General features: G+C 64.8%; 19 protein-coding genes and 1 tRNA gene. 11 read left to right on the forward strand and 9 right to left on the reverse strand.

The features are described 5' to 3' along the window. Positions 1-12 precede the first annotated feature (12 nt). The 4 genes from ASD76_RS04800 to dusB form a co-directional block, all read right to left on the reverse strand. Positions 13-2,241 carry an ATP-binding protein gene (locus ASD76_RS04800; RefSeq protein WP_082553608.1) on the reverse strand — a complete coding sequence of 743 codons (2,229 nt, stop codon included), beginning with the start codon at positions 2,239-2,241 and terminating at the stop codon, positions 13-15. A 62-nt stretch (positions 2,242-2,303) separates the two neighbouring features. Continuing rightward, complete coding sequence (locus ASD76_RS04805; RefSeq protein WP_055922946.1) at positions 2,304-3,713, reverse strand: sigma-54-dependent transcriptional regulator; 1,410 nt, start codon at positions 3,711-3,713, stop codon at positions 2,304-2,306. A gap of 13 nt (positions 3,714-3,726) precedes the next feature. Beyond that, complete coding sequence (locus tag ASD76_RS04810) at positions 3,727-4,791, reverse strand: two-component system sensor histidine kinase NtrB (protein WP_055919229.1); 1,065 nt, start codon at positions 4,789-4,791, stop codon at positions 3,727-3,729. Continuing rightward, the gene (gene dusB, locus ASD76_RS04815; RefSeq protein ID WP_055919232.1) at positions 4,788-5,804 is read right to left on the reverse strand and encodes a tRNA dihydrouridine synthase DusB; all 1,017 of its coding nucleotides are present in this window, start codon (positions 5,802-5,804) and stop codon (positions 4,788-4,790) included. The genes ASD76_RS04810 and dusB overlap by 4 nt, the downstream gene beginning before the upstream one ends. Positions 5,805-5,885: 81 nt before the next feature. Here dusB and ASD76_RS04820 point away from each other — a divergent pair, with 81 nt between their 5' ends. The 3 genes from ASD76_RS04820 to ASD76_RS04830 are packed head-to-tail and all read left to right on the forward strand — an operon-like array spanning position 5,886 to position 8,073. Then, complete coding sequence (locus tag ASD76_RS04820) at positions 5,886-7,040, forward strand: bifunctional 2-C-methyl-D-erythritol 4-phosphate cytidylyltransferase/2-C-methyl-D-erythritol 2,4-cyclodiphosphate synthase (RefSeq protein ID WP_055919234.1); 1,155 nt, start codon at positions 5,886-5,888, stop codon at positions 7,038-7,040. A gap of 5 nt (positions 7,041-7,045) precedes the next feature. Continuing rightward, positions 7,046-7,579 carry a hypothetical protein gene (locus ASD76_RS04825; RefSeq protein WP_055919237.1) on the forward strand — a complete coding sequence of 178 codons (534 nt, stop codon included), beginning with the start codon at positions 7,046-7,048 and terminating at the stop codon, positions 7,577-7,579. Further along, complete coding sequence (locus ASD76_RS04830) at positions 7,576-8,073, forward strand: CinA family protein (RefSeq protein ID WP_055919239.1); 498 nt, start codon at positions 7,576-7,578, stop codon at positions 8,071-8,073. Before ASD76_RS04825 ends, ASD76_RS04830 begins: the two co-directional genes overlap by 4 nt. Here the strand turns inward: ASD76_RS04830 and ASD76_RS04835 are convergent. Both ASD76_RS04835 and lipA read right to left on the reverse strand, forming a co-directional pair. After that, complete coding sequence (locus tag ASD76_RS04835; protein WP_055919242.1) at positions 8,034-8,495, reverse strand: type II toxin-antitoxin system RatA family toxin; 462 nt, start codon at positions 8,493-8,495, stop codon at positions 8,034-8,036. The genes ASD76_RS04830 and ASD76_RS04835 overlap by 40 nt on opposite strands. Beyond that, positions 8,495-9,421 carry a lipoyl synthase gene (gene lipA, locus ASD76_RS04840; RefSeq protein WP_055919244.1) on the reverse strand — a complete coding sequence of 309 codons (927 nt, stop codon included), beginning with the start codon at positions 9,419-9,421 and terminating at the stop codon, positions 8,495-8,497. The genes ASD76_RS04835 and lipA overlap by 1 nt, the downstream gene beginning before the upstream one ends. Positions 9,422-9,480: 59 nt before the next feature. Between lipA and ASD76_RS04845 the strand changes: the two genes are divergently transcribed. Together ASD76_RS04845 and ASD76_RS04850 are read left to right on the forward strand one after the other, a co-directional pair. Further along, positions 9,481-10,128: a carbonic anhydrase gene (locus tag ASD76_RS04845; protein WP_055919247.1), complete on the forward strand. Its 648-nt coding sequence runs from the start codon at positions 9,481-9,483 to the stop codon at positions 10,126-10,128. Positions 10,129-10,164: 36 nt separating this feature from the next. Then, positions 10,165-10,881 carry an NYN domain-containing protein gene (locus ASD76_RS04850; RefSeq protein ID WP_055919251.1) on the forward strand — a complete coding sequence of 239 codons (717 nt, stop codon included), beginning with the start codon at positions 10,165-10,167 and terminating at the stop codon, positions 10,879-10,881. Here the strand turns inward: ASD76_RS04850 and ASD76_RS04855 are convergent. Both ASD76_RS04855 and mutL read right to left on the reverse strand, forming a co-directional pair. Beyond that, on the reverse strand, positions 10,878-11,381 hold the full coding sequence (locus ASD76_RS04855) for a hypothetical protein (RefSeq protein WP_156457545.1): 504 nt from the start codon (positions 11,379-11,381) through the stop codon (positions 10,878-10,880). The genes ASD76_RS04850 and ASD76_RS04855 overlap by 4 nt on opposite strands. Next, complete coding sequence (gene mutL, locus ASD76_RS04860; protein WP_055919255.1) at positions 11,381-13,180, reverse strand: DNA mismatch repair endonuclease MutL; 1,800 nt, start codon at positions 13,178-13,180, stop codon at positions 11,381-11,383. Before mutL ends, ASD76_RS04855 begins: the two co-directional genes overlap by 1 nt. Positions 13,181-13,366: 186 nt before the next feature. Between mutL and ASD76_RS04865 the strand changes: the two genes are divergently transcribed. The 6 genes from ASD76_RS04865 to ASD76_RS04890 all read left to right on the forward strand — a co-directional run bounded on the left by ASD76_RS04865 (position 13,367) and on the right by ASD76_RS04890 (position 19,221). Next, entirely contained in the window at positions 13,367-14,416 is a 1,050-nt protein-coding gene (locus tag ASD76_RS04865; RefSeq protein WP_055919259.1) for a rod shape-determining protein, read from the forward strand. A gap of 32 nt (positions 14,417-14,448) precedes the next feature. Further along, the gene (gene mreC, locus ASD76_RS04870; RefSeq protein ID WP_055922948.1) at positions 14,449-15,342 is read left to right on the forward strand and encodes a rod shape-determining protein MreC; all 894 of its coding nucleotides are present in this window, start codon (positions 14,449-14,451) and stop codon (positions 15,340-15,342) included. Beyond that, entirely contained in the window at positions 15,342-15,896 is a 555-nt protein-coding gene (gene mreD / locus ASD76_RS04875; protein ID WP_055919261.1) for a rod shape-determining protein MreD, read from the forward strand. The genes mreC and mreD overlap by 1 nt, the downstream gene beginning before the upstream one ends. 3 nt (positions 15,897-15,899) lie before the next feature. Beyond that, entirely contained in the window at positions 15,900-17,930 is a 2,031-nt protein-coding gene (mrdA, locus tag ASD76_RS04880) for a penicillin-binding protein 2 (protein ID WP_055919263.1), read from the forward strand. Next, positions 17,927-19,045: a rod shape-determining protein RodA gene (rodA, locus tag ASD76_RS04885; RefSeq protein ID WP_055919265.1), complete on the forward strand. Its 1,119-nt coding sequence runs from the start codon at positions 17,927-17,929 to the stop codon at positions 19,043-19,045. The genes mrdA and rodA overlap by 4 nt, the downstream gene beginning before the upstream one ends. A 100-nt stretch (positions 19,046-19,145) precedes the next feature. Next, a tRNA-Lys gene (locus tag ASD76_RS04890) sits at positions 19,146-19,221 on the forward strand. 76 nt (positions 19,222-19,297) lie between these two features. Here the strand turns inward: ASD76_RS04890 and ASD76_RS04895 are convergent. Next, positions 19,298-21,325, reverse strand: a complete 2,028-nt coding sequence (locus tag ASD76_RS04895) for an elongation factor G (RefSeq protein WP_055919267.1) — start codon at positions 21,323-21,325, stop codon at positions 19,298-19,300. Between the last annotated feature and the right edge of the window lie 45 nt (positions 21,326-21,370).

The raw sequence follows: 21,370 nt of genomic DNA on the forward strand, positions 1-21,370 counted from the left end.
CCATTTGCATGCTCATTCTGCGGCCTCGTTTCTGGCGCCAGCCGCCATCGGGTCGCGCGCGAAGCGAAGTGTCGCGCAGGTTCCTCCATCGGACGCGGAGGAGAAGTTCAATTCGCCCCCGTGTTCCTCGACGATCTTCTTGACGATCGCGAGGCCGAGCCCAGTGCCCTTCTCGCGCGTCGTGACATAAGGCTCCATGATCCGCTCACCGCCTTGGGGCAGCCCGATACCGTTGTCGCTGACGCGGACCGTCACCTGCTGCTCGCCATTCTCGACGGCTACGGCAATTCGGCCGCGATAATCGGGTCCGGCATCGCGCGCTTTCGCTTCGATCGCTTCGGCGGCGTTCTTGAGCACGTTGGTCATCGCCTGGCCGAACTGGTGCCTGTCGCAGGCGATCGGCGGAACCTCGTCGGGCATCGAGAACGCGTAATCGATCTCCGGGTGACCGACTTCCTGCAGGAACATCGCCTGGCGGACGAGATCCACCGCATCCTCTTGCCGGAAAACCGGCTTGGGCAGGCGGGCAAAGGACGAGAACTCGTCCACCATCCGGCGGAGCTCGCCGACCTGGCGAATGATCGTGCCGGTCAACTCTTCGAACAGTTCACCATCTTGTTCGATCTGCTTGCGATAGCGCCGCTTGATGCGTTCGGTGGCGAGCTGAATTGGGGTAAGCGGGTTTTTGATCTCGTGCGCGATGCGGCGCGCGACATCGGACCAGGCCGCCTGACGCTGGTCGATCAACTGGCGCGTGATGTCCTCGAAGGTGATCACGTGGCCGTCTGACGTCGGGGCAATCTTGACCGCGAGCGTCAGCAGTTCCCCACCCTTGCGATATTGCACGACCCCGCTGGTGGCCCCGCTGCGCAGGAGCGTGGCTATCTGCGGCGCGACATCGGCGAGTTTTACGCCGAGCGGCATCGGTCCGACGTGATCGAGCAGAAGCGCTTGCGCCGAATTGTTCATCAGGGCGACTTGCCCTTCGGCATCGACCGAGATGATCCCTGCCGTGATCGACTGGATCACCGCTTCCGTAAAGGCGCGCCGTTCGGCGAGCTGGCGGTTCACGCCCATCAGGGCCGTTGTCTGCCGTTCGATCTGCTCGGTCATCCGGTTGAAGGCGCGGTTGAGCAGGCCGATCTCGTCGGGCCCCGTGCGGCCGGCGACACGCAACGAATAGTTGCCGCCGCCGACTTCACGGGCTGCCGCCACCAGTTGGGTGAGCGGTTTGACCTGTCGATCGGCAAAGCGAAGCGCGAACCACACCGCCAGGCCAACAAGCGCCAGCGACATGCCGAACAAGGCAAGATTGAACTGGATCTGCAGCACGCGGGCGCGGCGTGTGAAATCCTCGTAATTCCTGAGAACGGTCCGAGCCTGTTGCCACTGGCTCATAGCATCGGCCCGTAAGTTCCTCTCGGCATAGAGGAATATTCCCGCCTTGAGGTCGACCGGGGCAACCGCTTCGATGCTGTCCTGGCGGGCCGTTACCACGACCGGTTCGCCGCCCGACAGCCGCTTCAAGGCTTCTGGGGAGATGCGTTGGCGGGCGCTGTCTTCATCAGGATCCGCAATCACTTCGGTGATCAGCTCGCCATTGGGCTGCAGCCGCAAGATGGCGCTTTCGTTCAGTTCGCGCGCCAGGACCTGGAGGTAGAACTGCTCTACGAAATCGTCGCTACTGAAAGCGACCCGGCCGAGCACGTACCGAAGATCCTCGGTCATCGCGACCGTGGTCTTGCCGATCTCTTCCTGGTTCTGTTCGTAATAGCCGCGCGCCAGGCGGTTGGCGTTCTCGAGCATTCCGCGTGAATCGTCGGAAAACCAGAAACCCACTCCGGACTGGAACAGGACGCTCGCGAAAACGGCAACGAACAGCGTCGGTAACGCCGCCACCAACGAGAAGAAGAAGACCAGGTTGACGTGCAACCGCGCGGTCGTGTCACCCGCCCGGCGGAGCGCCAGGCGCCGCCCGAGCAAGACCAGCAGGGCCATTGCCGGGATCAGCGAACCGACCAGCATCGCCGCGGCCTGCGCCGAGGGAACGAGTCGATCCTGGTTTGCATTGCTGAGCGCCAGCCAGGAGCTTGCCAGCATGACCACGAGCGTCGCGCCGAAAACGATTTCAAGCCAAAGGTAAACGTTTACCCGCCGCGCATGAACCATTCCTCGCCGCCACCAGCGGGGGACGCGAATGGGCTTCTCGGAGCCCGCTGCAGGACCGGGGGGGTCGTCCATCGTTGCAGAGTTACAACGGTCCTGTTGCAAAAATGCAAGGGGTTTTTCGCCGAAGCGAGGGTCTATCCCCGGCGGGAGAAACGCTCAGGATCGATCTGCAAGTCGTCGAGCCGTTTGCGGAGCGTGTTTCGGTTGATGCCTAGCAGCTGAGCCGCCCGTAGTTGGTTGCCACCCGTTTCCAACAGCGCGTGTTCGAACAGCGGTACTTCAAAGGCCGCCAGGGCCTCGTGGTAGAGCGAGCCCGGGGCCGGTTTGCCCTGACTTAGCCATGATGCGAGGGCGCTATCGAAGCTGGCCTCCTTGGAGGGTTCGGGCGCTGGCCGGTCTGCCAGGAGCTGGCGGACAATGGCCGTGTCGAGCTCTTCTTCCCGCGACAGCAGTGCGGCACGGAACACGAAATTGCGTAGCTCGCGCACATTGCCGCGCCAGGGTTGTACCTCGAGAAGGTTGGACGCCTCCTTTGAAAGTCGCCGTGCCGGAAGGCCCTCTTCCGCCGCCTGACGCAGGAAGTGGCGAGCCAACGGCTCCACGTCACCCTTCCGCTCGCGCAGAGGCGGGAGGTCGATGGGCACGACGTTGAGGCGATAGTACAGATCCTCGCGAAAGCTGCCCGCCGAGATCATCGGCCCGAGGTCGCGATTGGTCGCCGAGATGATACGGACGTCGATCGCGATCTCTTCGCGTCCGCCCACGCGGCGGATCCGACCGGACTGGAGCGCGCGAAGCAAACGGGTCTGTGCTTCGGGCGGCATGTCGCCGATCTCGTCGAGGAACAGGGTGCCACCGTTTGCCTGCTCGAACTTGCCAATCGAGCGGCTGACAGCGCCGGTGAAGGCGCCCTTCTCGTGACCGAACAACTCGCTTTCGATCAGCTCGCGCGGAATGGCGGCGGTGTTCACCGCCACGAACGGACCGGTTCTGCGAGAGCCGAGCTCGTGGATCGCCTCTGCCACGAGTTCCTTGCCAGTGCCGGACTCGCCGAGGATGAGCACGGTCAGGTCGTTCCGCAGAACGCGGGTGATCATGCGATAGACGTCCTGCATCGCCTGGCTGCGGCCGATCAGGGGCAAGCCCTCCCCGGCCTCGTCGCCGCCGGCGCCGCTGCTCACTCGGGCATCGGCCGCCTGGCAAGCGGCGCGGATCAGTTCGTCCAGGTCGAACGGCTTGGGGAAGTACTCGAACGCGCCCGTATCGGTGGCGCGAACAGCAGTATCGAGCGTGTTTTGTGCCGAGAGGATAATCACCGGCATCTCAGGAAAGGCTTTGTGAACCTCGCCCAGCGTTTCGATCCCGTCGCCGTCGGTCAGGACGACATCGGTCAGCATCACCTCGTAGCTGCCCTTGCTGAGCAGCCTGTCGCGTCCGGCGATGCTATCGCAACGGTCCACGGTGAAGGCTTCGGCCTCAAGCGCAGCGGTAATGACCGTCGCAATCGATCCGTCGTCTTCGACCAACAGGGCGCGTCTTGCCATGCCCACCCCTTCCCTACTTCCCCATCGGCAGGTGCACGCGGAAATGCGTCCAGCCGCCGGTGGCGTCACGTTCGTGACCAATGCGTCCGTCCATGTCGCGGACCAGCTTGTTGACCAACGCCAGGCCGAGGCCCTGGCCGTTCTTCTTGCTCGATACGAACGGTTCGAAAATATGATCGCGCAGCGCCGGATCGATGCCGGGCCCGTTGTCGCTGACCTGGACTTCGATCGGCAGCTTTACCGGCCGGCCAAGTCGCATGACGTTGCGTGCCAACCCGCTAACGAACCGCGTGCGGATCACGATCTCCGGTGTCTTCTGTCCCTGGCAGGCATCCCGCGCGTTGCCGATCAGGTTGATCAGCACCTGCACCAGGGCGCCCTCGTTAGCGAGGACTGGCGGTAGCGAGGGATCGAACTCCTCGCGGATGCGGATTTCCTGGTCGCTGGCGGCGCTCACGGTATCGCACGCTCGCCGAACCGCGGCATGCAGATTGAACGGCGCTACCGGCTCGGGCTGCTCGCGGCCGAGGCGCTGCATGCGGTCGATAAGCTGGGCGATGCGGTCGACCTCGTCGGTGATGAGGTCGGTCAGCTTGCGGTCGCCTTCCTCAAGCTTGCGCGCGACGAGCTGGGCCGCGCCGCGAATGGCGGAGAGCGGGTTCTTGATCTCGTGTGCCAATACCGCAGGACCACGCAGGGCCACGGCGCGATCTTCTTCGCCCATGCGCTCTTCCTGCCCTGCATCGGAAAGCGTCACCACGCGCCAGCCAGGATGCGCCGGCAATGCCGAAACGGTCAGGTTTGTCAGCGCCGACCGCCCGTCAAAATTGATGGGCACGCCTCGGGCCACGAGCTGCGCCTCTTCGCCGCGCAGCCGCTCCCCGATCTGGCTGTCGGGAAACGAGAGAATGTCGAGCAGTGGCACGCCCACCAACCTGCGCGCGCTGCGGCCAATCAGGTTTTCGCCGCCGGGGTTGACCTGCGCGATGGTCAGATCGGGCGCCAGCAGCAGCAGGCCGAAAGTCAGGCCCGCGATCTGTTCTCTGGAATCGGGCGTGCCCGGATCGCCTTGGTTCACGCGGCTTCCCGGCGCAGAAAAGGGTCGTAGAAACGGGCGATTTCACCAAGCACTTGTTCGTGATCGTCGATGAAGTTCACGTAGTTTCTGAACTCCGCCGAACCCGGCAGGCCTTTGGTGTACCAGCCCAGGTGCTTGCGGGCGATCTTGACGCCGGTCTCTGCCCCGTAGTGATCGAGCATCGATCGGTAGTGTTCCACGAGCAGTGCATATTGCTCGTCGATGCCGGGCGTCGGTACCGCCTCTCCGGTACGCCACCAGTGCATGACCTGCCCAAGCAGCCACGGCTTCCCATAGGCGCCGCGCCCGATCATGACCCCGTCGGCACCCGATTGCTCAAGTGCACGGGCGCTGTCCTCGACCCCGCAAATGTCGCCATTAACGATGACGGGAAGCGAAACCGCGTCCTTCACCTTGCGGACGAACGCCCAGTCGGCTTCGCCCTTGTACATCTGGTTGCGCGTGCGGCCGTGCACGGTGATCAGCTTGGCGCCGAGGTCCTCGGCAATCCGGGCCAACTCGGGTGCGTTGAGGCTCGTGTGATCCCAGCCCATGCGCATCTTGACCGTGACCGGAACCGACACCGCCTTGACGGTCGCCTCGATCAGGCTCGCGGCCAGCGGCAAGTCACGCATCAGGGCGCTTCCGGCCTCTCCATTGACGACCTTCTTCACCGGGCAGCCCATGTTGATGTCGATGATCGCTGCCCCGCGATCCTCGTTGAGCTTGGCGGCTTCGGCCATCTCCGTCGGGCTGCAGCCTGCGAGTTGGAGCGAGACCGGTGTCTCGATCGGATGCCAGGCGGCCTTCTGCAGGCTCTGCCGGGTTTCGCGGATCATCGCCGGACTGGCGATCATCTCGGTCACGTTGAGGCCCGAGCCATAGCGGCGCACGAGCGTACGGAAGGGCATGTCGGTGACGCCCGTCATCGGGGCGAGAATCACCGGACAGTCGATCCGCACCGGGCCGATATCGATCGGCTTGAGTGCCGGAGGAGTGGGTAGAGTCGTCATTGCGGGAGTGTGTGCCTAAAAATCAGGCAGCGCATAGTGGATTGCGAGGGGTGCCGCAACCCGCTAGCGGCCCGCCCTACGATGGGCACCCCCACGACAGCACGGTTCGCCGCGGTCATTGTCGCCGCTGGCCAGGGCCTTCGCGCCGGTCAGCCGGTGCCCAAGCAGTTCGCCTTGTGGCGGGGCAAGCCCTTGGTGCGTCATTCCGCCGAGGCCTTGCTTGCGGCGGGAGCCAGGCCAGTCGTCGTGGCGATCGCGGCTGGCCATGAGGAAATGGCGGCGCAAGCGCTCGCAGGTTTACCGGACATCCACTTGGTCACGGGCGGAGCGACTCGACAGGATTCGGTGAGGTCTGCGCTGGAAGTGTTGGCCTCGGATGCACCTGAGGCCGTCTTGATTCACGACGCAGCGCGGCCCGACTGCCCTTCGGAAGTCGTCGAGCGGCTTCTTGTTGCGCTGGATGGCCAGCCGGGTGCGATACCCGTCCTTCCAGTTGTCGATAGCCTGGCGGTCGACGCCAGCGGCCTGATGGCGGGCAGCGCTCCCCGTGAGCAATTACGCCGGGTGCAAACGCCCCAGGCCTTTCGCTATTCCGATATTCTCTCCGCGCACCGGGCCTGGCAGGGCGCGACGACGGCCGGTGACGACGCCCAGGTCGCGCGGGCCGCGGGGCTTGCGGTAGCGTTGGTCGAAGGCGACGAGCGGCTGCGCAAGCTGACATTTGCCGAGGATTTCATGACCACCCTTCCTTATCCTCGCACCGGTACCGGCTTCGACGTCCATCGCCTCGTCGAAGGCGAAGAGCTTTGGCTCTGCGGTATTCGTATCGAACACACCCACGGCCTTGCCGGACATAGCGACGCGGACGTGGCTCTCCATGCCGTGGTCGACGCCGTTCTCGGTGCGGTCGGTGCGGGGGACATCGGGATGCATTTCCCGCCGAGCGACCCGCAATGGCGAGGTGCGCCTTCGAGCCGGTTTGTCGAACACGCGGTCGACCTGGCCCTTCGCGCAGGGTTCCAGATTGGCAATGTCGACGTCACCCTGATTTGCGAAGCTCCCAAAGTGGGACCGCACCGTGACGCCATGCGAGCACGGCTTGCCGAATTGCTCGGGGTCGGCATAGGGGCGGTTAGCGTGAAAGCCACGACGACCGAGCGACTGGGTTTCACCGGCCGCGGCGAAGGCATTGCGGCCCAGGCGGTCGCAACGCTGGTCCCGCTGGAAAGGATTTGAGGTAAATGTTTGCTGGAAAGAGGCTGGCAGCCGTGGCTGCTGCGGCCGCGCTGGCGGTTCAGCCTACGCTCGCAAGCGCGCAGCAAGCCTGCGTGACCCAGGCGGAAGTCGGCGCGATCGCGATCTACAGCACGCCCAACGTGTTGCAGGCCGTGCGCCTCAAGTGCGGAAGCGAGCTGTCCCAGCGGGGCTACCTCGCCCGCAGCGGGGACGCCCTAGGTCGGCGTTACACCGCGCTCCAGACGCGCGTATGGCCCAAGGCGAAGTCCGGCATCATCAAATGGCTCGGCGGACGCCAGGGCTCGGCCCAGGGCCTCGACACCCTCGCTAACCTGCCCGATGACGCCGTACGCCCGCTGGTCGACGCCCTGATCGTGCAGGAAGTCTCGGCGAAAATCGACACCAGGAACTGTAGCCGCATTGAGTGGGTAATAGAGGCAATGGCACCGATCGATCCTGAAGTCGCAGGCGGCGTGCTTGGCGCCGTGGTTGGCCTGGTCGATCCCGTTCAGCTGCCTGTGTGTCCGCGCCTGTCATGAGCGAGTTCCTCCTCCCCGATGAGATCACCGCCCTCGCCCGCCGAGTGGTCGAAGAAAACGCCGCGCTCGGGCGCACGGTCGCCGTGGCGGAAAGCTGCACCGGCGGCCTCGTCGCTGCGGCGATCACCGAGATTCCGGGATCGTCCAAGGTGCTCGATCGCGGCTTTGTGACCTATTCGAATGAAGCCAAGCAGCAATCGCTTGGCGTCGCGAGCGACATCATCGACGCGTTCGGCGCCGTTTCGGTCGCGTGCGTCTTTGCAATGGCGAGGGGTGCGCTCGAGCGGAGCAATGCCGACGTGGCGGTCGCAATCAGCGGCATCGCCGGCCCTGATGGCGGCACCGCGCAGAAGCCGGTCGGGACCGTCGTGTTCGCTCGCGCCGTTCGCGGGAACGACACGCCCGACGCCGAATCACAATTCTACGAGAACCAGGACCGCGGCGGGGTCCGGCTTCAGGCGACGCTTTGCGCGCTTGAGTTGCTGCTGCCGTAAAGCTCGGCCGCGCGCGTTTCGAACGCGGCCACCATCTTGCGGAAAGCGCGATCGAAATACTGCCCGGCCAGCATCTCGAACATCCTGTTCTTGAAGCTGAAATCGACACAGAAATCGAGCTCGCAGCCCCCGTCGGGCGTCGAGCGGAAGTGCCAGACGTTGTCGAGATCGCGCATCGGCCCGTCGACGTAGATCACTTCCAGGCGACCGGGCCGGTCCTTGATCACGCGCGAGGTGAACTTCTCGCGCAGGGCTTTGAAGCCGACCAGCATGTCGGCGACCATTTCCTTGCCGTCATCCGATCGCACGCGAGTCGCTACGACCCACGGCAGGAACTCCGGATAGTTGGCCACGTCGGCCACCAGGTCGAACATCTGCTCCGCGCTGTAAGGCAGCGTGCGGGTTTCGCGGATACCGGGCATCAGGCTTTTCGTGCAGCCAGCTTGGCCTCGCGGGCCGCCTTCATCTGCGCAAAGTCGTCCCCGGCGTGATAGCTTGATCGCGTGAGAGGGCTGGACGCCACCTGGAGGAAGCCCTTGGCCCGCGCGATGGCGCCGTAGGCGTCGAATACCTGTGGCGTCACGAAGTCAGCCACCTTGGCATGCTTGGGCGTGGGCTGAAGGTATTGGCCCATAGTCAGGAAATCGACCTCGGCGCAGCGCATGTCATCCATCACCTGGTGCACTTCGAGCCGCTCTTCCCCAAGGCCGAGCATGATACCCGACTTGGTGAAGATCATCGGATCGTGGCGCTTCACTTCTTCGAGCAGGCGGAGCGAGGCGTAGTACCGCGCACCGGGGCGGATCGTCGGGTAAAGACGTGGCACCGTTTCGAGGTTGTGGTTGTAAACATCGGGTCCAGCGGCACAAATTGCCTCGACCGCCGGCCGCATCTTGCCACGGAAGTCGGGAGTAAGGATCTCGATCGTGGTCGACGGGGTGTTGCGGCGCAACGCTTCAATCACCTTGACGAACTGCCCCGCCCCGCCGTCGGGCAAGTCATCCCGATCGACCGAGGTGACCACGATATGCTCGAGTCCGAGCCTCGCCGCCGCCACCGCGACGTGCTCTGGTTCGAGCGGGTCGACCTTGCGCGGCATGCCGGTCTTGACGTTGCAGAAGGCGCAGGCCCGCGTGCAGACGTCGCCGAGGATCATCACCGTCGCGTGCTTCTTGGTCCAGCACTCGCCGATGTTAGGACAGGCGGCTTCCTCGCACACGGTGTTGAGGTTGAGTTCCCGCATGAGAGTGCGCGTCTCATGGTAGCCCTTGCTGACTGGGGCCTTGACCCGGATCCAGTCGGGCTTGCGCTGACGTTCCGGGCGGGGGGCTGCGGAAAGGTCGTTCATAGAGTGCGCACTTAGGCATGTGCCTTGCCAGTGGCAATGGCGCGCGGCATGGGGCGAGCATGATCGTGCCGACAACCGAACTCGCCGAGCTCCTCCAGGGCTATCGCCGCTTCCGGGAACACGGCTGGAAGCCTGAGCGAGAACGCTGGGCGACTCTGCGTGAGAGCCAGTCCCCCAGGGTCATGGTGATCGCCTGTTCCGACAGCCGAGTCGATCCGTCGCAAATCTTCGACGTGAACCCCGGCGAGATCTTTGTCGTGCGCAACGTCGCCGCGCTGGTCCCGCCGTTCGAGACGGCTCCGGGCCACCACGGTGTATCGGCCGCGCTCGAATTCGCGGTGCAGGTGCTCAAGGTGCGTGAGATCGTGGTCATGGGACACGGTATGTGCGGCGGCTGCAAGGTCGCCCTGACGCAAGAACTGCGCGGCTCCGAGCCCGGCAAAGGCGGCTTCATCGCCGACTGGATCGAGCTGCTCGACGAGGCGCGCGATCCGATTGCCAAAGAGTTCGGTACTGAAGGCCGCGAGGCCGAACGGGCCATGGAACAGGCTGCGGTCAAGGTCAGCCTTGAGAACCTGCGCACCTTTGCCTGTGTGCGCGAGAAGGAGAAGCGCCACGACCTGACTCTGCGCGGCGCCTTCTTCGCCATCTCCGACGGCGTCCTGCACTTGCTCGACGAGCGCAGCGGCAAGTTCTCTCCGGCCTGACTTGCGCGCCGTAGCCGGTGGGCTCATTAACGCGCCATGCTGGACACGCCGCTCAAGAACATCGCCCTGCTGATCGACGCCGACAACGCGAGCCACGCGGGCATTGATCCCGTTCTCACCGTCCTGGCCGAGCTAGGGCAAGTGAACATCCGCCGCGCTTACGGCAATTGGGCCAAGCCGGCGCTGGCCAAGTGGAACCAGATCACCCATCGTTACGGTCTGCAGCCGATGCAGCAGTTCGACCTCACCAAGGGCAAGAACGCCACCGACATGGCGATGACTATCGACGCGGTCGACTTGCTCTATCGCGGCAAAGTCGACGGCTTTGGCATCATGAGCTCCGACAGCGACTTCACCCCGCTGGTCACGCGGCTGCGTCAAGACGGGCTGCTGGTCTACGGGTTCGGCAGTGACAAGGCACCCGAGGCGTTCAAGACAGCCTGCACCCGCTACATCGACGTCGATCAGCTGATCCGTACGCAAGAGCACGAAGACGATACGCCACCGGCAGAAAGCCGGCAGATCGATCGGGACCTGATCGAATTGCTCGGCGATGCCTGGAAGGCGGCGAGCCGGGACGAGAACGGCTTTGCGCGGCTGCAAGAAGTTGGCCAGATCGCCGGAAACCGTTCAAGCTTCGACGTGCGCAACCATGGGTTCAAGCGGCTTTCGGATCTGATGAAGGCGGCCAGCGACAACTTCAAGCTCGAGCGGCGCGACGACAACCACCTCTACGTCAAACGAACGCGCTAGCCGCCGCACTGGGCCAGGCCGGTCCCTTCATAGACTGGCCGTCCGTGGGGATCGCGCAAGGTCACCGTGCCTTCGTAGTTCTCCTTGCCATCGGCAGTCGCCTCGCCCTCGCCTTTGATCTCCAGCTGCAGCGAGAATTCCTTGCCGTTGTAGAGCGTGCGCGTGCCAAGCGGCAGTTCGCGAGAGCCGGGGTCGGCCGCAAACCGTTGAACCTCGCCATCGATCTTGACGAAAGCGTCGGCCTCCCGGGCGACAACTCGTGTCCCAAGGCTCGTACCCGGTGCATAGTTGCAGGCAGCGCCATAGAGATCGTAGCGCTCCAGGTCGGGCAGCAGGATTGGCTCGGGGGTTACGAGTTGGAGGGGCGGTTCGGATTTGTTCGCAGCTTCGACCATCGCCACATCGCGAGCATCTTCCAGCGCCTGTTCTTCGGGAGTGGAGCTGCTTCCACACCCGGCAAGCAGCATCGCTGCCGCTCCAATCGCCAATCCGCCCCGCATCAATGTCTCCCGAACAGCTTTTCGACATCCCCCATCGATAGCTTGACCCAAGTCGGGCGACCATGATTGCACTGTCCCGAACGAGGCGTCCGCTCCATTTCCCTGAGCAGCGCGTTCATTTCCGGAACCGACAAGGTCCGACCGGCCCGAACCGAACCGTGGCAAGCCATCGTGGCCAGCACGTGCTCGATCCTTTCCCCTAATAGCAAACTTTCGCCATGCTGGGCCAGATCATCGGCGAGGTCTTGCAGCAATGCCGCGGGATCGGCCTTGGCGAGGATCGCCGGTACAGCACGCACGAGCATGGCCCCGGGTCCGAACCTTTCGATCGACAAGCCCAGCTCGGCGAAATCGCTCGCCTTGTCCTCAAGCCGGTCGCAAGCCGGTTCGTCGAGCTCGACGACTTCGGGCATCAGCAGCGCCTGGCTTGCGCCGGCGCCTGCACCGCGAGCGGCCCGAAGGCGTTCCAGCACAAGGCGTTCGTGTGCGGCGTGCTGGTCGACGATCACCAAACCATCTGCGGCTTCGGCAACGATGTAGGTCTGCGCCACCTGCCCTCGAGCAACGCCAAGCGGAAAGTCTTCGGTTTCCGGAGGCAGGGGTTCGGCGATCTCGGCTCGGCCCTGCGGTGCATCGAAGATCTCGGTGACATGCGCGTTCCAAGGGCTCGATGGCTGCCGAACCGACGAATTCGGCGCGGACCAATCTCGTCCGGCAAAGATGGAGCCTAAGCTAGGCGCCGGCCCTGGCGCAGACGGCTCCACTTGCCACTTTGACATCGCGGAAGCGTCGGGCGCCTGGGCGCTGCGCTTGTCGCCAGTCGACAAGGCTTCGCGCAAGCCCGAGACGATGAACCCGCGAACCGAAGGCGCGTCACGGAAGCGCACCTCGGTCTTCGCCGGGTGCACGTTGACGTCGAGGTCTTCGGGCTCGAGGTCCAGGAACAGGGCCAGCACCGCGTGCCGATCGTGAGCCAGCATACCCGAATAGGCGCCCCGAACCGCGCCGATGAGCAGGCGGTCCTTCACTGGACGCCCGTTGACGAACAGATACTGGTGGTCGGCCACGCCGCGGTTAAACGTCGGCAGGCCCGCCAGGCCGCGCAACCGCATGGTCCCGCGTTCGAGTTCGATCGTCACTCCATTGTCGGCCAGCGCGCGGTCGACGATCTGCGCGACGCGCGCCTCGAGCCCTTCCCCGCCCTGCAAACCGAGAATTCGTCGGCCGCCCTGTTCGAGCGTAAAGCCGATATCCGGCCGGGCCATCGCCAGCCGCCGGACAACATCGAGGCAAGCGGCATACTCGCTGCGGGCCGAGCGCAGGAACTTGCGGCGCGCCGGGACTTTGCCGAACAACTGTTCGACGCGAACGCGTGTACCTGGAGGCAAGGCGGCGGGACCTTCCTCGACGAGCGCCCCGTGATCGACCACGCGCTTCCAACCCTGCTCCACCCCCCGCACCCGGCTTTCGAGCGTGAGGCGGGCAACGCTGGCGATCGAGGGCAGCGCCTCTCCGCGGAAGCCGAGCGTCGCGACTTGTTCGATGGCCTCGTCTGGCAGCTTGGACGTGGCATGGCGTTCTAGCGCGAGGGCCATCTCATCTGGCCCCATGCCGCACCCATCGTCGGTCACCTCGAGCAAGGCCAGGCCGCCCTCCTCGATCCTGACGGAAACGCGTGTCGCGCCGGCGTCGATGGCGTTTTCGACCAGTTCCTTGAGTGCAGACGCCGGCCGCTCGACCACCTCACCGGCGGCGATACGGTTGATCAGCGCTTCAGGTAGGCGGCGGATCGTCGGCATTTATGGGCCAGTAACGCCGAACTGGAGGCAATTCGAGCCAAGCAGTGCAAAACCGCGTGGGTAACGCCACAAATTTTTGGCCTTTGCTTTTACTTCGAGCTAAGCACGCGGCACTTCCGGTTGGCACTAACCGCCCCGCCCGCCGGTTCAGTCATTTCCCTCTAGCGGCAAGGCACGGGTTTTTCGATGGGATCGTTCTTTTCCAGGTTGTTCAAATTCGGCTCTCAGAACATGGCAATCGACCTCGGGACCGCGAACACGCTGGTCTACGTGCAGGATCGCGGCATCGTCCTGAATGAACCGTCGGTGGTCGCGATCGAGACGATCAACGGCGTCAAGCGGGTCAAGGCCGTCGGTGACGATGCCAAGCTGATGATGGGCAAGACCCCCGACAGCATCGAGGCGATCCGCCCGCTGCGCGACGGTGTCATCGCCGACATCGAGATCGCCGAGGAGATGATCAAACACTTCATCCGCAAGGTGACGGGCAAGCGCACCAGCATGTTCAGCCCGCCGGAGATCGTGATCTGCGTTCCCTCGGGCTCGACTTCGGTCGAACGCCGCGCGATCCGTGACGCGGCTTCGAACGCCGGCGCCTCGGAAGTCTTCCTCATCCTCGAACCGATGGCTGCTGCTATCGGCGCCGATATGCCGGTGACCGAGCCGGTCGGCTCGATGGTCGTCGATATCGGCGGCGGCACCACGGAAGTCGCAGTGCTCAGCCTGCGCGGCCTGGCCTACACCACTTCGGTCCGCACTGGCGGTGACAAGATGGACGAGGCGATCGTCTCCTACGTCCGCCGACACCACAACCTGCTGATCGGCGAAGCGACGGCCGAGCGGATCAAGAAGGACTACGGCATCGCCACGGTGCCCGAAGACGGCGTGGGCGAGCAGATCACGCTCAAGGGCCGCGATCTGGTGAACGGCGTGCCGAAGGAAATCACGATCAACCAGGCCAACATCGCCGAAGCGCTCAGCGAGCCAATCGGGGCGATCGTCGAAGGCGTGCGGATCGCGCTCGAGAACACGGCGCCGGAACTCGCGGCCGATATCGTCGACCAGGGCATTGTCCTGACCGGCGGCGGCGCGCTGATCCGCGGGCTTGACGATCACCTTCGCGAAGAGACCGGGTTGCCGGTCAGTGTCGCGGAAGATCCGCTTTCTTGCGTCGCCCTGGGTACTGGCCGCGCGATGGAAGACCCGGTCTATCGTGGCGTGTTGATGACCGCCTGATCGTTACTGCGAACTAGAGGGGTATGGCGGCAATGGCACCGCCCTCAAGCCGCCGTTCCGGAAGCAACAAGAAGGCCCAGCTCGGCCTGTTCACGGGCTATGTCCTGGCGGGCGTCGGCATCCTTGTGGGTGCCGCGCTCCTGGCCATTTCCTTGCTTCGTCCGGAGACGTTCAACGGGCTGCGCTCGATGGCTTCCGACGCTGCCGCACCTGTGGGTGAGGTCGGCGCGGCGGGCCGCACCGGCGGCAAGAACGTGTTCGAGGCGGTCGCCGGCTATTACCGCGCAGGCAGCCGCAACGCGAAGCTCGAGGAAGAAGCCAAGATCGCCCGGGTCAAGCTGGCCGAGGCCGAGGCGCTGCGGCAGGAGAATGTCCGCCTTAAGGCCGCGCTGCGCATGGCCGAAGGCGATATCAAGCCCGTCGCAACTGCGCGCCTGATTGGCTCCACTTCCTCCAGCGCCCGGCGGATCGCCTATATCTCGGCCGGCACCAGCGATGGGGTTCAACCGGGCATGCCGGTCACTTCGCCGATGGGGTTGGTCGGCCGGGTCGTCGAAGCCGGTACCATGAGCTCGCGGGTGCTCTTGCTCACCGACAGTGAAAGCATGGTGCCTGTCCGCCGCGCGACGGATAACGTGGTCGCCTTCGCCGAAGGTCGTTCCGATGGATCGCTGCGCCTGCGCCTGGTCAACCTGGGCGTAAACCCGATCAAGAAGGGCGATGTCTTCGTTACCTCGGGCGCCGGTGGACTCTTCCGGCCTGGAATCGCCGTCGCCCTGGCGACCGAGATCACCCGCGATGGGGCGATCGCCCAGCTGCTCAGCAACCCCGCGGCCACCGACGTCGTGTTGGTCGAACCGGTCTGGCAGCAGAAGGCGATCGAAGCTGCGGACCGTTTGGAGGAAAAGGCGGCTCGGGAGGATTGATGGAAACCCTCAATCCCAAATCGCGGCGCGATCCTTTCGGAAGCCGCATCAATCGGGATCAGTCGCCCCTGCTTGCTTACGGCTTGCCTTGGGCTTCGATCCTGCTTGGATCGCTGACCCCTTGGTTGCCGGTGATTTCCGCCGCCCCGGTCCTGCCGCCGCTCGGCCTTATGATGCTGCTCGCCTGGCGCCTGATCCGGCCCGGCCTGTTGCCGTTGTGGGCCGGCTTTCCGCTCGGGTTGTTCGACGATCTCTATTCCGGCCAGCCATTCGGCAGCGGGATCCTGCTCTTCTCGCTGGCACTGTTCGTTATCGAGCTGATCGAGATCCGCTTCCCCTGGCGCAACTTTTGGCTCGATTGGCTAACCGCGACGGCGATCATCGTGCCATACCTTGCCATCTCGGCGCTTGTTTCCGGGGCCAAGCTGACAATGGTACAACTCACAGTCATCGCCCCCCAACTACTGATCTCGATCATGCTGTTCCCCGTCGTTGCCCGATTAGTCGCCCTGCTGGATCGTCTGCGCCTGATGCGCGTGCGGCGTATTGCCTGAGGTATGCGCCCCAAGTTCTCATCACGATTGCTAGCCGAATCCTTCCACCGCCGGACCTTTGTCCTCGGCGCGGTGCAGGGAGGCGTGGGCCTGCTGCTGGCGGCGCGGATGGGCTACATAGCCGTCGCCGAGAACGAGAAGTACGAGATGGAGGCGGAGAGCAATCGGGTGAACCTCACCCTGATTCCGCCGCGCCGGGGCTGGATCCTCGACCGCAACGGCTCCCCCCTCGCCTCCAACCGGGCCGACTTCCGCGTCGACATCATCCCGGATCGGCTCAAGGACGCCGACGCCGAGATCACCACGCTTGGCCAGCTGCTCAACTTCACCCCGGTCGAGCTGCAGGACTTGCGCGACAAGATCGACAAGGCCGCCGGCTTCCAACCGGTGCAGGTTGCTGACGGGCTCGACTATGACACGTTCGCTGCGGTCAGCGTGCGATTGCCGGAACTGCCGGGCGTAGTGCCCCAGCGTGGCTTTTCTCGCTTCTACCCAACCGGGCCATCCGTTGGCCACTTGATCGGGTATGTCGGGACCGCCTCACGGGAAGAATACGAAAAGGAGCCGGTGCCGCTGCTGGTGACGCCGGGCTTCAAGCTCGGCAAGGACGGTCTCGAAAAGCAGTTTGAGCAAGTCCTGCGCGGGGAACCCGGCGCTCGCCGCGTCGAAGTCACCGCCTCGGGACGTATCGTCCGGGACCTCGACACGCGCGAGGATGTCCAGGGCAAGCCGATCCAGCTGACAATCGACGGCCCGTTGCAGGACTATGCTGCGCGCCGCCTCGGGCTCGAGAGCGGTTCGGTCGTGGTGATCGACTGTGCGAGCGGCGACCTCCTGTGCATGGCCTCGATGCCCAGTTTCGACCCCAACAGCTTTTCCGACGGGATCGGCCGCGTCGAGTACCAGATGCTCAGCGAGAACGAGCGCGTTCCGCTGCGTAACAAGGTGCTCAAGGGGCTCTATCCGCCTGGCTCCACGGTCAAGCCTATGGTGGCAATGTCCTTCCTTGAGGCCGGCCTGGATCCGAACGAGACAGTCGGCTGTGGCGGCGGGTTGCGTGTGGGCAATCGCGTGTTCCACTGCTGGAACCGCCGCGGGCATGGCACGGTCAACATGTCCAAGGGCATCTACCAGTCTTGCGACGTCTATTTCTATCACTTCGCCCAGAAGCTCGGCATGGACGTGATCGCGCCGATGGCCAAGCGCCTGGGGATGGGCCAGGAATTCCAGCTGCCGGTCGCCAGCCAATTCTTCGGCACGGTTCCCGACCCGGCCTGGAAGCTCAAGAAATACGGTAAGCCCTGGCAGTCGTACGACACCGTCAACGCGACCATTGGCCAGGGCTACATGCTCGCCAATCCCTTGCAGCTGGCGATCATGGCTTCGCGCCTGGCGACGGGTAACAAGATCATGCCGCGCCTGATCCTAGACGGTAAGACCCCGCACTTCGACAGCATGGGTTTCCACGGCGACCACGTGCAGATCATCCAGAAAGCGATGAGCGACGTGGTCAACGGCCCCGGCACTGCTGGACGGGCCAGGCTGCCGATCGAGAACGTGCTGATGGCCGGCAAGACCGGTACGGCGCAGGTCGTCGGCCTAAACGTCGGCAGCGGCAAGGGCGGGATCTGGAAGCACCGCGACCACGGCCTGTTCATCTTCTTCGCCCCGTTCGACAAGCCGCGGTATGCGGGGGCAGTGGTCATCGAACACGGCGGCGGCTCCGGCTCGGCCTACCCTATCGCGCGCGACGTGATGACCTTTCTGTTCGATCCGGCGAAGGGGCTCGAGGCGCTGCACGCGATGGAGCAGCAGTGGGGCGGCACGGCCAAGGAACGGTTCGATGCCGAATACGCCCGCCGTGCAGCCGCTGCCGGGATAGACGTACCGCCGGTTCCCGAAGACCAGGCGACGATCGCCCGGCTCGTCGATGCCGAAGCCCGAGCGGCTGCGGCCCAGCCCGCCGGGGTTGCGACCGAGGCCGTGGCGCCGCGTCCTGAACCCGACGTTCTTACCGGGCCGGAGCCACGATGAAGCTCGCCGTCCTTCCCGAGCCGCTCGCCGGCATCCCATGGCGGGTCATCCTCCCGCTGGTCATCCTCGTCTGCTTCGGGGCCACCGTGCTGCACTCGGCGGCCGGAGGGTCGTTCCAGCCTTTCGCGACCTCGCACCTTATCCGCTTCGGCGTGTTCCTCACGATGGCCCTGATCATCCGGCTGATGCCGCGAGAACTGGTCGTGATGGCGGCCTATCCGGCCTACGTCGGCGTCTTGCTGCTGCTGATCCTGGTCGAATTGCTCGGCGCGATTGGCGGGGGCAGCCAGCGGTGGCTCGATCTCGGCTTCATCGTCTTGCAGCCGTCGGAGTTCATGAAACCGGTGATCGTGCTGACGCTGGCGACATTCTATGGCGCGCTCCCGCCGGGCATGACCGGTTCCTGGCGAGCCCTGGTGCCCGCCGGGGTGCTGGTCGGTCTGCCGATGGGCCTGGTGCTGCTACAGCCCGACCTCGGTACGGCGCTCGCCATTGGCTTTGGCGCGGGGGTCCTGCTGTTCCTCGCAGGATTGCCGTGGAAGTGGTTTGCGGGAGCTGGCGCTGCAGCGCTGGTCATTGCGCCGATCGCCTACTTCTTCGCTCTGCATGATTACCAGCGCGCCCGGGTGACCACTTTCCTCGATCCGGAAAGCGATCCCCTCGGCACTGGCTACCACATCACCCAATCGAAGATCGCGATCGGTTCCGGCGGAATCACCGGCAAGGGCTTTGGCGAAGGTTCGCAGAGTCACCTCAATTACCTGCCTGAGCCCCACACCGACTTCGTCTTCGCCACCATGGCCGAAGAATGGGGTCTGGTTGGCGGCCTGCTGGTGCTGCTGATCTTCGGCATTATCCTGCGCTGGGGCCTGACGGTCGCTCGCAACGCGCCCGATCGCTTCTCCCAGCTCCTGGCGGGCGGCATGACGGCGACGATCTTCTTCTACGTGGCGATCAATCTGCTGATGGTCATGGGCCTTGCTCCCGTGGTCGGAATCCCCCTGCCGTTCATGAGCCATGGCGGCTCGTCGATGCTCACGAACATGATCTGCATCGGTACTTTGATGATGATCGACCGGTGGAGTCAGCGCTCGCGAGGCACGAGTTTCACCTAAGTCCAAACACGCCCTTTTCACGGCGACGACAATCGCTATATGGGCGTCTCCCGCGATTCGCGGGGCCACCGCGGTCCGGGTTTCCCGGCGCTTCGGGAGTGGACGCATAGCTCAGTTGGTAGAGCAGCTGACTCTTAATCAGCGGGTCCTTGGTTCGAGCCCAAGTGCGTCCACCACCCCCTCCCCTCAGGCAGTCGAATAGCTGAAAAGCGAGGGCGGCGGCCTGTGCCGGCCGCCCGCTCCCATTTCCGCTCAGGCTGGTTCGCTGGCCCTCTGGACGATCGCTTCGGCCAGCCTTCCGTTCACCTCCTCCAAGTGATCGAAGTGCGCATCGTAGGTCGCCATGCCTTGGCTCAGGGCGCGGATGTCCTTGTGTAGCGCCGCCAGTTCCGCCTCGGGCACCATGGCCTCGATCGTGTCCCAGCGTGACCAGCCTTCGCGCGGGGTCATCCCGAGCACTCGAGCACGGTGGCTGGCGAGCGCCGAGGTGATGCGCGAAGTGGCGCTGCCGGGCGTGGCGATGGTCACCTGGTCGATCGGTTCGAGCAGGTAAGGTGCCGAGGCCGCGAGGGCTTCGGACATCGCGATCCGTCCAGCCATGCGGAACGCCAGCTCGGAACTATCGACGCTGTGGTACGAGCCATCCAGCAAGGTCACGGCCACGTCGACCACAGGATGTCCGAGCGGCCCCTTGAGCATGGCATCGCGCACGCCGTGCTCGACTGCCGGAATCCATTGCTTGGGGACCACGCCGCCGGAGATCTTCTCCTCGAAGCGGAAGCCCTCGCCCCTCGGTTGTGGGCGCACTTCGATCACCACGTCGCCGTATTGGCCGTGCCCGCCGGACTGCTTCTTGTGCCGTCCGCGCTGGGTCGCGCTCTTGCGGATCGTTTCGCGGATCACGACCGCGGCCTGCTTGGCATCGATAGGCAGGCCGTAGCGGCGTTTCAGGCGATCGAGCGCCAGGGCGAGGTGCTCCTCGTTGATTCCGCGCAGGAGGGTTTCATGGGTTTCCTCATTGGTCTCGCAGGAGAGGCCCAGGTCTTCCTCGAGCAGCTTCGCCAGGGCGGTCGAGAGGCGGACCTCGTCCTTGTGGTCCTTGACCCCGATCGAGAGCGCGGAGTTGGCGGTGCGTCTGGCGCGTTGCTCAGGCGCCGTGGGCGCGGCGCCTTCGGACAGGCGGTGCCCGGCATGGACCGCGTCGGCCTTGGCGATCCCGACGACGTCGCCCGGTTCGCCCTTCTTGAGCCTGATCGTGCTCCCGCCGTGGATGCCGAACAAGGCCCCTGCCCGATGGCCGTCGCCGGCCGACGAGTTGAGCTCGGTGCCTTCGTTGAGCGGCTTGCCGAAGATGCGGGCGAGCGAGAGGCGGCCGACCGCGGTTTCGTTGGAGACCTTGAACACCTCGACCACCGGCCCGTCGATCAGCAGACGTTCGGCTGTCGCGCTGGCGGACGGCGTGTCGTGCCGCAGAGCCTTGAGCAGGCGGCGCACGCCGAAACCATTGATCGCCGAGCCGAACATGACGGGGACCACCAGTCCCTCGGCGGTCTCGCGCTTGAGGTCGCCGAACACGGTCGCGAGGTCGGGCGTTTCATCGGACAGCAGTTGTTCGAGCAGGACATCGTCATGGTCCGCGAGCTGTTCGAGCATGTGGAACCGCGCCTTGCCTTCGGCCTCTTCGAGCTCGGGCGGCAGCGGGACCAGCTCTGAAGCCTGGCCGGCGCGGTATTTGTAGGCGCGGTCGAGTGCGAGGTCGACGAAGCCGATCACCTCCTCGCCCTTGCGGATCGGGATCTGGCGGGCGACCAGGGCGGCCTTGCTTACCGGTTCGAGTGATTGCAGGAGATCTTCGAGCGTCCCGTGGGCCTTGTCGATCTTGTTGACGAAGATCGCGTGCGGCACGCCTCTGGCCTCGATGTCGCGCAGCAAGGGTTCGGCGAGGGCCGCGCGTTCGGGTTCGGGGGGCAGCACCACCAAAGCGAGGTCGGCGATATCGAGCGCCGCTTCGACTTCGGCCGCGAAGCCGACCGAGCCGGGCGCGTCGAGGATGATGTAGTCGTCCCCCGCCCAACTGAAACGCATCAGATTGAGCTCAGTCGATCCGCCGCGCGCTCGGGCCTCGGCGCTGGCGTCGCCCAGCGAGGTACCGGCCTCCACCGAACCGAGCCGGGGCATGGCGCCCGCCGCGTGCAACAGAGCCTCTGCCAGGCTGGTCTTTCCAGCGCTTGCGGGGCCGACGAGCGCGATGACTCTCGCACCGCTGCCGATGGCATCCATGATCCTCTCCTCGGTTGCCTCCCGTCGCGAAGCCCAAGGTGATCC

It is taken from the genome of Altererythrobacter sp. Root672 (genome assembly GCF_001427865.1).
Taxonomy (GTDB): Bacteria; Pseudomonadota; Alphaproteobacteria; order Sphingomonadales; family Sphingomonadaceae; genus Croceibacterium_A.